Genomic DNA, 14910 nt, shown 5'->3' with positions numbered 1-14910 from the left:
CTCCTGTTCTTCGTCAGATAGCCCGCTATCTTCCTCATCACAGAAGCGAAAATGCCTCAAAAACTCATCCCAAATCATCGCACGATAAATTCAAAACAGCTTCTAAAAGACGGGTGTGTGGAAGCTGTACATGCTTTCTCAACAGATGAAACTGACGGACTGTTTGCCTGCCGATTATTTGCCTGGATTATCGGGAAGGATTAAATAAAAAATGAATGTCCGCCAACAGCCAATATATACCCCTGAAAAATGAATATATACTGCATTCGCGGTTGAATATATACTGCATCTGCGGTTGAATATATACTGCATTCGCCTACGGATATAACTTCATCGGCAAACGCAGTATTACTGCGTTTTCAACTCGGTCAGATTCGCTAAAGGACATTCATAAAAATATCAAGGAGAATCAGAAACTTACGTTGATTCTCCTTGATATTCAAAGCACCTGTTTAGAACTGTTTTTGATTAAAGCTCTTTATCTTATCCGAAATTGTCGTACATAATAGAAGATGAATCCACTCCCAAGCTATCCAACATGTTGACGACAGCTTTCGACATCGGACCCGGACCGCACATATAGTACTCAATGTCTTCGGGTGCCTCGTGATTCTTCAAGTAAGTTTCATACATCACCTGATGCACGAAGCCCGGAGTATATTTCACGCCTGCGGCATCGGCAGCAGGGTCAGGACGGTCAAGCGCCAAATGGAAATGGAAGTTCGAGAAATCTTTTTCCAACTGCAGGAAATCTTGCAAATAGAACACTTCATTCAATGCACGGGCGCCATAGAAATAATGCATTTCACGGTCGCGCGTATTCAATGTACGGGTCATGTGCATAATTTGTGCACGCAACGGAGCCATACCGGCACCACCTCCTACCCAAATCATTTCTTTCTTCGAATCGAATATCGGGTGGAAATCACCGTAAGGACCGCTCATCAGCACCTTGTCACCCGGCTTCAGCGTAAAGATGTAAGAAGATGCGATACCCGGATTCACGTCCATAAAACCACTGCGGTCGGGCTTGAACGGAGGCGTGGCAATACGGACCGTCAACATGAACACATCACCCTCTGCCGGATAGTTCGCCATTGAATAAGCACGGATAGTCGGCTCAGGGTTGACGCACTTCAACGAGAACATATTGAACTTCTTCCATGCAGGCAAATATTCATCACCGATCAATGACTTGTCAATATCCTTGTCGTAATCCATCGTAAATGCCGGAATCTTAATCTGTGCATACGAACCGGGGATAAAGTCCATGTGTGCGCCGGCAGGCAATTGCACCTTGAATTCCTTGATGAATGTTGCCACATTCTTGTTCGAAATAACGGTACATTCGTATTCCTTCACACCCAAGACCGATTCAGGCACTTTGATAGCCATATCGCCTTTCACTTTCACCTGACATCCCAAACGCCAATGGTCTTTCTGCTGCTTACGGCTGAAATGCCCTACTTCCGAAGGAAGGATTTCTCCCCCGCCTTCCAAAACCTGGCACTTGCATTGTCCGCAAGACCCTTTCCCGCCACAAGCCGATGACAGGAATATATTGTTTACAGCCAAGGTGTTCAGCAATGTCGAACCAGACTCCACTTCCAACTGGTTTTCTCCGTTAATGGTCAGTTTTACCTTACCCGAAGTTACCAAGAACTTTTTCGCCACCAACAAAATGATGACCAACACCAGAATAGTCACCAGGAATACTCCAATGCTTGCTAATATAAAATTCATGTCCATTGTCTTATTCCTTTCCTTATTAGATGTTCAAACCTGAGAAACACATAAATGCCATAGCCATCAAGCCTACTGTAATGAAAGTTATGCCCAAGCCCTTCAACGGAGCAGGCACATTGGAGTAAGCCATCTTCTCACGAATGGCAGCCAGGCCCACAATTGCCAGCAGCCAGCCTATACCCGACCCCAAGGCGTATGAAACAGAGTCCCATACATTGCCGATAAATTTCGGGTCAGACTCTCCCAAGCCAATGCGTTGCTGCATAAACAAAGACGCACCCATAATCGCACAATTCACGGCAATCAAAGGCAAGAAGATACCCAATGAAGCATACAATGAAGGACTGAAACGCTCTACAACCATTTCTACCAACTGGGTGATGGCAGCAATAACGGCAATAAAGAGGATGAAGCTCAAAAAACTTAAATCAATGCCCAAGATACCGTCTGCCGCAAGCACTTTGGTCTGAAGCAGATAGTTGACCGGTAAAGTCACAACCAATACGAACGTAACGGCAATACCTAACCCGAGGGCAGTTTTTACATTCTTCGACACAGCCAGATACGAACACATACCCAGAAAGAATGCAAAAATCATATTGTCCACAAAGATTGAACGGACCAATAAACTTATAAAATGTTCCATAATCATTACCTTTCCTTATTATTCCTTTTCTTGTAATTCGGGATGTTTCGCACGCTGATACCATATCAGGCAAGCCACAATAATCAATGCCATAGGCGGCATCAACATCAAGCCGTTGTTCACATATCCCGCCTCCTTAATGGCATCGTAATTCAATATATTGTAGCCTAACAACGTACCTGAGCCTAAAAGTTCACGGATAAACGCCACGATAATCAAAATCTTGGCATAGCCTAAGCCATTGCCCAGACCGTCCAGACAAGATTCCCACGGGCCGTTTGCCATCGCAAACGCTTCAAGACGTCCCATCAAGATACAATTCGTAATAATCAAACCTACGTAAACGGATAATTGCACACTGACATCGTATGCAAATGCCTTCAACACTTCGCTTACGATTGTCACCAAAGCGGCAACCACTACCAGCTGGACAATGATACGGATACGGTTCGGAATCGTTTTGCGAATCAATGAAATGACAACGTTGGAAAATGCCGTAATAATCGTTACGGAAAGACCCATTACGATAGCCGGTTCCAACTTAGAGGTTACGGCGAGTGCAGAACAGATACCCAATACCTGAACCGTTACCGGGTTGTTCATGCTTATCGGAGTAGAAAACACCTCTTTATTCTTAGCTGAAAATAAACTTCCCATGATATTCGTCCTCCTTATTTAGTAGTTAAAAAATTGGTATAATGGTCCATGCAGCTCTTTAACATCTGGCCTACCGCGACCGAAGTGATTGTACCGCCTGAGATTCCATCCACCTGGAATTCCGGCTTCTCAACCTTCCCGTTCTTCACGACATCCAGACCAACCACAGAACCATCCATGACTTTCTTGTCTTTAAACTCGTTTTGGAAATGCTCGGTAGCGATTTCCGCACCCAAGCCCGGAGTCTCCGAAGCATGAGAGAAATAAGTGCCATACACGGTATTCTTGTCTTCGTTCAGCGCCACATATCCCCAGATGGCACCCCAAAGGCCGGCACCGTAAACAGGAATAACATACTTTGTTTCCCCATCCACTTCACAGACAAAGAGATGAGCTTCTCCTTTTTCTTTATATGCTTTCTCATATCCGGTGACAAAAGCGCCTTCATACGGTTTCAGCGAACCGTCTTCAGCCACCAGCATATCTTCCTTCACCACCTCGGCAAACTTGGCTTCGGGATTCTGCACATCGCGAATGCCCAGTGAAGAAAGAATCTGTTTCTTCGTATCCAGCTCAACGTTCTTTCCTTGCAGTTCGCGCAAAGAAGAGTTGACGAAAGCCAGCAAAAACGCTACGATAATAACCAATACCGAAGCATAAATGATAGTATATGAATTACTATTGGTATTCATTGTTCTTCCGGTTTTTTAATTGTTAGACATTGCACGTTTGGCACGGCGTGAGATATTGTTCTGCACGACAACATAGTCAATCAGCGGTGCAAAAATATTCATCAACAGGATAGCCAGCATCATACCTTCGGGATAACCCGGATTAAGCACACGGATAATGATAGCCATCGCACCTATCAGGAAACCGTAAACAAACTTGCCGTTTTCGGTACGCGAAGAGGTAACCGGATCGGTAGCCATAAACACAGCACCAAAACAGAAGCCTCCCAAACACAAATGTTCGTACCAAGGCATGTGGGCAATGGCGGTATCCGGTCCCCACGTATTGAATACCCAACCCATAAGTGCACCACCTACGAATACGGACAGCATCGTTTTCCAGCTTGCCACTCCCGACCATAGCAGGATAACGGCACCAATGGCGATGGCAATCACGCTAGTCTCGCCGATAGAGCCAGGAATCAGACCGGTCACCATATCCCACGAGAAAGCAGGGCACTCGGCAACCTTAGCCACGCCTAACGGAGTAGCCGCCGTCAACCCATCCACAGTCTTACCCAGACCGAAGATGCTATCACCCGAAACCCATACGGTGTCGCCCGACATCTTGGTAGGATATGCAAAGAAAAGAAAGGCACGGGTTATCAAAGCCGGATTGAAAACATTCATGCCTGTCCCTCCAAACACTTCTTTACAGAATATGACCGAGAATGCTGTAGCGATAGCAAGCATCCACAACGGACAATCTACCGGAACAATCATGGGAATCAGCATACCTGTCACTAGAAATCCTTCCTGGATTTCTTCTTTTTTCCATTGGGCAACAATGAATTCAATGCCTAGTCCCACTACATAGGAAACAATAATCTTGGGCAACACGGCCAGAAAACCATAACCGAACATTTCGATGAAACTTCCTTCAGCACCGGTAGCATGAAAATGCTGATACCCTACATTGTACATACCGAACAACAATGCCGGCATCAGAGCAATGACCACGAACGACATGATACGTTTGCTATCTATCGCATCGTGAATGTGCGTTCCCGTCTTCGATGTGGCATTCGGGACAAACAAAAATGTCTCGAAACCTTCGAATACAGAACGAAAAGCATGGTATTTGCCTCCCTCTTCAAAGTTCGGCTTTATCTTATCCAGATAATTTCTTAATGCGTTCATATTAAAGTTTATTAGTTTATTAGTTTTTGAGTTTGTTAGTTTGTAAGTTTGTTGGTTTGTCCATCGCTGCCTGCAAATCAGCTACAACTTAAAAAACTTAAGAACTTAAAAACTCAAAAAGCCATATCAATTAACACATTTCCTTACGAAGCATATCCAATCCTTCGCGGACAATACGCTGAAGCTCCATCTTTGATGAGCAGACAAATTCACAAAGAGCAAAGTCTTCGGGAGCGACCTCGTATATGCCCAGTTCTTCCATGCGATCGATATCGCCCGCGATAATTGCCTTTATCAAGTATTCGGGCAGAATATCCATCGGAAGGACTTTGTCATACTCGTTAGACATGATCATGTGACGTTCTCCACCTTTCACACGGGCATCCAGAACATACTCTTTCTTTTTGCCCATCAGCCAGTTGAAATACGAATGGCTGGTACTATAATCATTCAGACGAGGCATTATCCAGCCCAGCATTTCGTGCACGTCATTACCTTCCGGTATCACGGTGAGCTGCGAATGAAAGGCTCCTAAAAATCCGTTTACAGGAATTTTCTTCCCGGTCAGGACGTTGCCACTGATACAACGCACTTCCCTCTCCTTATTAATATTACCGGCAAGCACATCGGTCAGCATCGCTCCTATCTTCAATTTGCAATATGCCGGCTTCTTCACTTCCGAACCCGTGATGGCAACGGTACGGGTCAAATCCACCCTGCCCGTATTCATCAGGCGGCCGATAAAGATAACCGCTTGCGGATCAACCGTCCATACGATCTCGCCCTTATTTACCGGAGCGATGTGATTGATTTGCACACCGACATTACCTGCCGGATGCGGGCCTTCGAATACGGTCAATGTAACGCCTTTCGCTTGAGTCAATGCCTTAGCCTGCTGGCTTGCGCTGATGCTGAGATACACGCCGGCTATCTTAGCCAAAGCATCCAGCCCGGTTTGGAAATTCGCCTCCTCTCCTTTCAACGCGAACTCAAAGTCTGGTGCCAACGGATTCGAATCGAAAGCCGATACGAAAATCGCCCGTGGTGCAATTGTCGAGTCGGCAATTACATCATACGGGCGTTGGCGGATGAATGCAAACAAACCTGCATTCAGCAACAGTTCCTTTACGGCAGTTCCATCCATACGGGTTACATCTTGTTTCCCGAATTCTTCATAGTCTTGTTCTGCGGCTGCTTCTACTGTGATACTCATCACTTTACGGCGTGCGCCGCGTTCCACACTCGTTACTACGCCACTTACGGGCGAAACAAATTTCATCTCTGGGTGATTCTTGTCGATAAACAAGGGCCCTCCAGCCATTACATACTCCTGTTCTTTCACCACCACTTTCGGGATGACTCCCGTAAAATCATCAGGACACAATGCATAAAATCCCGGTTCTTTCACGCTCATCAGTTCCGTAGCAGCTTTTCCTTTCAGGTTTATGTTTAAGCCTTTACGTAATTTGATTAGATTAGCCATATATCAGGTATAAAATGAATATTCTAAGTTCGCGACAAATTTACACAATAATAGGGCAACGAAGAAAGTTTGCTTGCCCGATTACAGAAATATTTCCTTATTCAAGCAAGCAAACAACGTCTTATCACGAATAAACCGCTATTTTGTAATGTAAAGAATACAAAATCAGTATTCTTCGGCAAACATCGGGTCCCATGCCGGAAGAAGGACAGGCTTTTGTTTCAAGATGTCCAGTACACTTTCCGGCACGTATTTCTTTTCTACTACCAGCCGGAACATATATTCGTCAAACCATTCATCAGTCATGATAAGATGTCCGTGATAACCGGCTTCTGCGCCCCAACTGTTTTCGACCATCCATTTCTTCGGTTTGCCGTTGGCATCGAGGTCTACCGCCATCAGGGTCATGGCGTGGCTTGAACCACTTGCAAAAGTCTGGATACGCTGTTTTTTATTCATTCCGAATGAGGTGCCCATCAAAGAAGCATAATCGTAATTGTTCAAGTCGAGTGTACCGCGCTTGCTGTCAAGAAATTTTGCCACATCACACGAGAAATACATCATCGTACTATCCTTAATCGAACGGACAGCCATTTCCTTGATGTCTTCTATCGGCAGATTCACATACGTCCAGTTACGCCCATCGTAAGTATGACGGTCGTAATCGATTTCATAACACTTGTAAAACTCGCGGCTCGGGTCATTCATCAACATTACATAATTACCCGTCAAGTCATTACCTAAAAAAGTTTGATAGAAAGAGAGTGGTGTATATTCCTTGGTTTCACCGTTCATTGTCCAGGTGAAACGTTCTACTGGTTCCCCGAAAGCCAAAGCCAACATCCGGTAAATGGTGCCCATCATCTCTTTTTTCTGTTCTTCCAATGCAGTTTCCTTTGCTCCTTCCCCGGCAGCTTGACGCAACTGCAATCCGAACTCTTTCAGTTTAAGTCCCAGCAAGTCGGCTATCTGTCCGGTATGCTCGCTGCTATAAGTTTCCGGCATAACCGAAGCAGGTACTACACCATATTTCCCAATAATATCCGAAATGCCTGTAAACTGTCCTCCGTCGCTGATAGGATGCTTAAAAAGCCATTCTACCATTTTGTCTTCCATCGGTTTTTCACGGGTATCAATGATGCCTTGCAGGAAAAGGTTTGCTTTTTCCAGTTGGTCGTAGAAAAAACAATAATTTTGAGAAAATTCCATTTCGTCCAACCCATACTTCGCCATCATCTGTGCCCGAAGTACATTCAGTCCCGTAAACAGCCAACAACGCCCTGATTGTTGCTGGTCGGTAATGCCGTGCGAAACAACACGGTTGGAAAAATGCGTATCAAAATTTGCCAGATTCTCATGGTTCTTTGCCAATACTGAAATGCTGGTCCCTGCCATCGCATTGTAAATAGCCTTATCAGATGGCGTAGGCTTGTAGCTGTCTTTGATGTCTTTCAACAATTCAGGAGTAATCCCCCCTTGCTGTGCCTGTGCCGCAGCCAGCGCCATTGTCATAAGACAGAATGCAATACTTCTCTTCATGTTCGCTATATCTGTTAATTAGATGTAATATTTTTATAAAATCATCGATATATGGGTGCAAATATAACAATTTTCTCATATTTCCCCATGCCTTTTCAACGCTTTTTCATTTCAGAGGCTTCAGGAAAAACAGTCGGCTAAAAGCTTCCTCAAACGAACATAAGTGACACGACTGACTTACTTATGTGAAAAGCCCAAGTTACTTATGTGAACCAACCCACCCACTTATGTTCATCAAAAAGCATGCTTGAGCCGTGTCTTTATTGCCCGAATGTGGCATTCATTTTTTAAAAATCTTGAAATAACAGAAGAAAATAAAGCTTACCTCAGCTGATATTTGTACTTTTGGTTAATTTTCTGAAAGCATATATATGAGAAAGGTAATCCACATAAAACATTTTGTCCGTTCTGTTATCATACTGATTTTGGTATGTTACTTCGGATTGATTGCCATATTCAACCTTTCTTTCGTCCAAAAACAAATATCAGACCTTGCTGCCGAAGAGCTAAGTAAGCTCATGAAGACCGAAGTGAGCATTGGCAATATCGATTTAGGGTTACTGAACCGGGTTATCATCCAAAATGTGACGTTAAAAGATCGGGAAAACGAGGAGCTGCTTAAAGTCTCACGTTTTTCGGCCAAAGTGGAAATATCATCTTTGTTGCATGGGAAAATCCGTATCAGCAGTGTGCAACTTTTCGGACTGAATGCACGATTGAACCGCAAAACACCTGACAGCCCTGCCAATTTCCAATTCGTACTTGATGCCTTTGCCTCGAAAGACACGGTAAAGAAAGAGAAAAACATTGACTTGCGCATCAACTCAATATTAATCCGGCGCGGACAAGTGTATTATGATGTGCTTTCCGAACCTGCCACTCCCAACCGTTTCAATGACAAACATATCGGTATCCAGAATTTTTCGGCCACTCTTGCATTGAAAGCTTTGACCAATGATTCGGTCAATGCACAAGTCCGGCGAATGAGTTTCAATGAAATCAGTGGGTTCAGACTAAAGAAACTTGCCTTGAAATGTATTGCTACTCCACGCTACTTTACCATAAATGATTTGGAATTGCAATTGCCTGAAACCATTCTTTCCATTGACAGCCTGACCGCAGCGTACGACAGTGTACCCCACTTCCCTCATCTGACCAAGAATACCACCTATCAGATGCGGCTGAATGCCCGTATTACACCAGCCGACATATCCATGTTCGTACCGGCGTTCAGCCACTTTCACAGTCCTGTAGAGCTTCATCTGGCACTGGATGGAGAGGGAAATCATACCCGTTGTACCGATATCTTTGTAAGCGGAAACCATCAGACCTTATTGCTGAAAGCCCAAGGTATGATCAATCATTGGAACCGGAAGGAAGACCTTTATCTTTTCGGGCAAGTGTCTCATTTAGATGCCGATGCCCAAGGACTGTCATGGCTTTTCCACAACCTCTCGGACAAAGATTCCATACCCGGTATTGTAAAACATCTGGGAGACGTACATTTCAATGGAGATGTATCAGGCTACCTTCACCAACTGACAACACATGGCACTGTCCTATCCGAAGCCGGCTCTGTGCGGGCTAACGTAACGATGCATAAACCGAAAGGTGCGTTGTATCATTCTTATTCAGGCAAAATAATCAGTGAGCAGTTAAATTTAGGTGCGTTACTCGGACAGGAAAAAACATTTGGCAATGCAGCTTTCGATATCGAACTGCAAGGATTCCGTTATCAGGACGGGAAACCGGAATCATACATCAAAGGCATTGTTTCGTCTTTGTCTTACAAACAATATGAATACCACAATATCTTACTCGACGGGCAATACACGCCCGGAGGATTTGATGGGAAAATATCAGTAAATGACCCGAACGGAAGTATCGAAATCGAAGGTCATGTCGCTACCCAGCAGGCTATTCCCGATTACAACCTGAAAGCCACCATCCGTCATTTCAACCCTAACAGGCTGAATCTTACAGATAAATATCAAAACACAGATTTCTCACTGAATCTGATGGCAGACTTTACAGGACATTCTGTCGATGATATGAAAGGAAGAATCAGCATTGACAGCCTGATAATGAAGGCACCCGAACCGGAAAAGTGTTATACATTCGACCATTTCAGCATTCTGGCAGGAGCAGTTCCCAACAGTGGTGAGAAGCAAATTAAAATCCAGTCCTCTTTTTTAAAAGGAGAAATACAAGGGTATTATTCGTATCGCACGTTGCCTGTAAGTATCCTGAAGACAGTACAACATTACTTGCCTTCTTTACTGGCTGCCGACAAGCATCTTTCTGATACCAACAACAACTTTCGTTTCCATATACAGATAGACAATACAGAGCTTTTATCAAAAGTGTTTGATGTCCCTTTGCTACTATCCATGCCGGCTTCCCTGCAAGGATATTTTGACGACAGCCATACCCGCATCCAGGTACGGGCTTATGCACCCGAATTTACATACAAAGGTGCCTATTACGAATCTGGGACTTTTTTGTGCAACAATACGGAAGAAGGATTGCAATGTCAGCTCCGTACCAATAAACGGATGAAAAAAGGAGGAATGATAAACCTTGCTGTCAATGCGCTGGCCAAAGAAGACCAGTTAAAAGCAACCATTAACTGGGGGAATAATACAGTTAACACTTTTAGTGGACTGATAGATGCCGAGGCATATTTCGAGAAACCGGAATCAGGAGAAAAGCTAAGCACACGTATCAACATACAGCCCAGCCAAATCGTTTTGAATGATACCATTTGGAAAATACATCCTTCGGAAGTTGTCATCGACCAAGGCATCGTAGATGTACGTAATTTTTTGTTCGAACATCAAGACCAATACGTACGCGCCAACGGACGTATCGGTAAATCGGGAACTGACAGTTGCCTGGTCGACTTAAGTAACATCAATCTGCAATACATCATGGATATCATCCAGTTTCATGCAGTCAAATTCAACGGACTGATTACCGGTCGTGTACATCTTCATCACGTGCTGGACAATCCTGTCATGTACACACGACTGGACGTGAAAGGTTTTTCACTGAATGATGCTTTATTAGGCAGAGGCGACATCAAAGGTGAATGGGACAACGAATTAGGAGGCATACGCCTGTTGGCAGACATCCGTGAGAACGAACATTATTCAACTTTTGTTAATGGTTACATTTCGCCTAAAGAAAAAGGATTGGATTTACACATCAAGGCAGGAGGTACTAATCTGGCTTTTCTTCAGCCATTCATTGATGGCATTTTTACCAATATGCAAGGACGTGTATTCGGCAATGTCCGTCTGTTCGGTCCGTTCTCGGGACTGGATTTGGAAGGAAGTGCCCAGGCTGATGCCAGCATGAAAGTAGACATATTGAATACATCTTTCAAGTTACACGCCGACTCTGTGCGTATCCGTTCCGGACATTTCGGATTCGAAAACGTACAAATAGCGGATATGGAAGGCCATACCGGTCTGGTAAACGGAGCCCTCAACCATCAGAAGCTGAAACACTTGACTTATAATTTCCGATTCAATACCAACAACATGCTGGTATATCACACAGAAAAAGAAACCCCTGAATTTCCATTCTATGGAACTATCTACACCACGGGCGAGGTATTGTTACGAGGCGGAAACAATGCACTGAATGTAGACGGCACTTTACGTACCGACCCACGTACATCATTTACGTATGTTACTGCTACGGCGGCCGAGGCCACAAGCAAACAGTTTATCAAATTTGTAGACCGAACGCCACGACGCCAGCAGGAAAACATCCATACAGAAGTATACCATCCCCTTAACATACAGAAAGAAGAGGAAGAAGACGATACTCCTCTTGATATGCATTTAAATTTCCAAATAGAAGCCACTCCTGACGCTACGATGCGCATTATCATGGATCCTGTGGCGGGAGACAACATTTCCGCTAACGGCACGGGAAACCTGCGCATTAATTTTTATAACAAAGGCGATTTTCTGATATTCGGCAACTATAATATCGGAGAAGGTATATATAAAATGAGTATGCAGAATGTCATTCGCAAAGACTTTGTTTTACAGTCGGGAGGCACAGTCTCATTTAACGGTAACCCACGTCAAGCAAATCTGAATGTACAAGCTGTTTATACGGTCAATTCGGCTTCATTGAACGATCTTGTAGCAGACGCATCCTCCACCAAAGGAACTGTACGTGTAAACTGCCTTTTGAATTTAAGCGGTAACCTGACCAGCCCGACACTGAAGTTCGACCTTGATTTGCCCACCGTTAGCGATGAAGACCGCGAACTGGTACGTAGCCTGACCAGTACCGAAGAACAGATGAACACCCAGATTATCTATCTGTTGGGGGTCGGCAAATTTTACACATACGACTACAATAGTAATGCCAACCAATCGGATGCAACCAGTTCACTGGCATTCAGCACCTTGTCCGGTCAATTAAACAATATGCTCTCGCAAGTTATCGACAACCAGAACTGGAACGTAGGCACGAATCTAAGTACAGGAGAAAACGGCTGGAGTGACGTAGAAGCAGAAGCTATTCTTTCGGGAAGGCTACTGAACAACAGACTCATTATCAATGGCAATTTCGGATACCGCGACAACGCCATGCAGAATACCAATTTTGTAGGTGACTTTGAGGCTATGTGGATATTGACCAGGAACGGCGAATTCCGCTTAAAGGGTTATAATGAGACCAATGACCGATACTTTACCAAATCTACACTGACAACGCAAGGCATCGGCCTAATGTATAAAAAAGACTTTGACAATTGGCGCGAACTGTTCGATTGGATATTGCTTCGCAGAAGAAAAGACAAGAAGTCTACAGACGAACAACCTGTCGCCCAACAAAAACGAAACAAAAAACAAACTAAATAATTCAGTTATGGGAAAGAATTTTTATCTACCAGCCGAATGGCATGCCCAAAGCTATATCCAGCTGACTTGGCCACATACCGGAACAGACTGGAACTATATGCTTGAAGAAGTAGAATCGTGCTTCCTCCATTTGGCTCAGGAAATAGCAGCCCGGCAACCGTTGTTGCTCGTGGCTCCCGAATATCCGAAAATACTTGAGAATGTTGACTTCAGGCATAACATTCACTTTATCGCCTGCCCTACCAATGATACATGGGCACGCGACCACGGCTTCATCACAGTACTTCAACAAAATGCCTCCCCACTGTTACTCGACTTTTGTTTTAATGGTTGGGGAATGAAATTTGCCGCCTGTAAAGACAACCTGATCAATATGCATCTGCATGAAAGTGGTGTATTGAACGGGCATTACGTCAATTGCCGCAATTTCGTATTGGAAGGCGGTTCGATAGAAAGTGACGGAGAAGGTACATTGCTTACTACTTCCACTTGTCTGCTGGCTCCAAACCGGAATGATACTTTATGCCGCAATGAAATCGAACAATATTTGAAAGAACGATTCAACCTGTTCCAGGTATTGTGGTTAGATTATGGCTTCCTGGCTGGTGATGATACAGACAGCCATATCGATACGTTGGCACGTCTTTGTCCTGCTCATACCATTGTATATGTACAATGTACCGATGAAAAAGACGAACATTACGGTGCTCTGCACGCAATGGAAGAACAACTGAAGTCTTTCCGCACACTCAACGGAGACCCCTATCGCCTACTCCCAGTACCTCTGCCCGATGCCATTTACGACGCTGAAGGTGAAAGACTGCCTGCCACATATGCCAATTTTCTGATTATGAACGATGCTGTATTATATCCGACATACGCTCAGCCAGAAAAAGACAAAGAAGCTGCCAAAGTATTGAAATCGGCTTTTCCCGACCGGGAAATCATAGGAATAGACTGCCGGGCACTGATACAGCAACATGGTTCATTGCACTGTGTCACCATGCAATATCCCGAAAGCGTATGCCCTTCCTTGTAAAACAAGATTAAATTACTTCACCTTTTATATAATTAAGACAATTATGACAAGAATCATTCGCGTAGGTATCGTACAACAGGCTTGTTCGAACGATATCAAAGCCAATTTAGAAAAACTGCACGGCAACATTGCTTCCGTAGCACAAGCCGGAGCCAATCTGGTCGTATTGCAAGAATTACACAATACTCCCTACTTTTGCCAGACAGAAGATACAAGTTTGTTTGATTTAGCTGAACCTATACCCGGTCCTTCAACAGGCTTTTACAGTGAAATAGCTGCCGCTTACGGCATCGTCTTAGTTACGTCACTGTTCGAACGCCGTGCTCCCGGACTATATCATAACACTGCAGTCGTATTCGAAAAAGATGGGAATATTGCTGGAATCTACCGCAAGATGCACATACCCGATGACCCTGCCTATTATGAAAAGTTTTATTTCACTCCTGGTGATATCGGTTTTGAACCGATTGAAACATCTGTCGGGAAATTAGGTGTACAGGTTTGCTGGGATCAATGGTATCCGGAAGGTGCCCGGTTAATGGCACTGAAAGGAGCAGAACTATTGATTTATCCCACAGCCATTGGTTGGGAAAGTACGGACACACATGAAGAACAATTACGTCAAATCGGTGCTTGGGTAACTGTTCAGCGGGGACATGCTGTTGCCAACGGGCTACCGGTCATTGCCGTAAACCGTGTAGGACTGGAACCCGATCCTTCAGGGCAAACCAATGGTATTCTGTTTTGGGGCAACAGTTTTGTTGCCGGCCCACAAGGCGAACTGCTGGCACAAGCAAGCAATACAAAAGAAGAAAATCTGGTTGTGGACATAGACATGAACCGGAGTGAAAACGTCCGTCGCTGGTGGCCGTTTTTAAGAGACCGGCGCATTGAAGAATTTGGTGATTTAACCCGTCGATTTATTGATTAGTTTCTTAGAAGCTGTTTTGAATTTATCGTGCGATGATTTGGGATGAGTTTTTGAGGCATTTCCGCTTCTGTGATGAGGAAGATAGCGGGCTATCTGACGAAGAACAGGAGCG

At 44.4% G+C, this 14910-nt stretch carries 10 protein-coding genes; 3 read left to right on the top strand and 7 right to left on the bottom strand.

The features are described 5' to 3' along the window. Nucleotides 1-483: 483 nt before the first annotated feature. From nqrF to B5F71_RS15885, 7 genes are all read right to left on the bottom strand, one after another. Nucleotides 484-1749, bottom strand: a complete 1266-nt coding sequence (gene nqrF / locus B5F71_RS15915) for an NADH:ubiquinone reductase (Na(+)-transporting) subunit F (RefSeq protein WP_087212213.1) — start codon at nt 1747-1749, stop codon at nt 484-486. A gap of 19 nt (nt 1750-1768) precedes the next feature. Then, a complete protein-coding gene (gene nqrE, locus B5F71_RS15910; protein WP_041584217.1) occupies nt 1769-2392 on the bottom strand; it encodes an NADH:ubiquinone reductase (Na(+)-transporting) subunit E in 624 nt (207 codons plus the stop codon). 18 nt (nt 2393-2410) lie between these two features. After that, nucleotides 2411-3049, bottom strand: coding sequence for an NADH:ubiquinone reductase (Na(+)-transporting) subunit D (locus B5F71_RS15905; protein ID WP_013616829.1), 639 nt, complete (start codon nt 3047-3049; stop codon nt 2411-2413). Nucleotides 3050-3063: 14 nt separating this feature from the next. Beyond that, nucleotides 3064-3741 carry an NADH:ubiquinone reductase (Na(+)-transporting) subunit C gene (gene nqrC, locus B5F71_RS15900; RefSeq protein ID WP_022039180.1) on the bottom strand — a complete coding sequence of 226 codons (678 nt, stop codon included), beginning with the start codon at nt 3739-3741 and terminating at the stop codon, nt 3064-3066. A gap of 15 nt (nt 3742-3756) precedes the next feature. Next, nucleotides 3757-4920 (bottom strand): NADH:ubiquinone reductase (Na(+)-transporting) subunit B, encoded by a 1164-nt coding sequence (locus B5F71_RS15895; protein WP_022039179.1) that lies wholly within the window; start codon nt 4918-4920, stop codon nt 3757-3759. A 130-nt stretch (nt 4921-5050) separates the two neighbouring features. Beyond that, entirely contained in the window at nt 5051-6403 is a 1353-nt protein-coding gene (locus B5F71_RS15890; RefSeq protein WP_087212210.1) for a Na(+)-translocating NADH-quinone reductase subunit A, read from the bottom strand. A 165-nt stretch (nt 6404-6568) separates the two neighbouring features. Continuing rightward, a complete protein-coding gene (locus B5F71_RS15885; protein WP_087212205.1) occupies nt 6569-7942 on the bottom strand; it encodes a C1 family peptidase in 1374 nt (457 codons plus the stop codon). Between the two features lie 371 nt (nt 7943-8313). Between B5F71_RS15885 and B5F71_RS15880 the strand changes: the two genes are divergently transcribed. From B5F71_RS15880 to B5F71_RS15870, 3 genes are read left to right on the top strand one after another with little or no spacing between them, the layout of a single operon-like run. Further along, entirely contained in the window at nt 8314-12828 is a 4515-nt protein-coding gene (locus B5F71_RS15880; protein ID WP_087212202.1) for a translocation/assembly module TamB, read from the top strand. A 7-nt stretch (nt 12829-12835) separates the two neighbouring features. After that, nucleotides 12836-13867 (top strand): agmatine deiminase family protein, encoded by a 1032-nt coding sequence (locus B5F71_RS15875; RefSeq protein WP_087212198.1) that lies wholly within the window; start codon nt 12836-12838, stop codon nt 13865-13867. A 43-nt stretch (nt 13868-13910) separates the two neighbouring features. After that, nucleotides 13911-14798 (top strand): carbon-nitrogen hydrolase, encoded by an 888-nt coding sequence (locus B5F71_RS15870; protein WP_022039174.1) that lies wholly within the window; start codon nt 13911-13913, stop codon nt 14796-14798. Nucleotides 14799-14910: the final 112 nt, after the last annotated feature.

The organism is Bacteroides sp. An269 (assembly GCF_002159755.1).
Lineage (GTDB): Bacteria > Bacteroidota > Bacteroidia > Bacteroidales > Bacteroidaceae > Phocaeicola > Phocaeicola intestinalis.
This window is presented reverse-complemented; position numbering and strand designations above follow the sequence as displayed.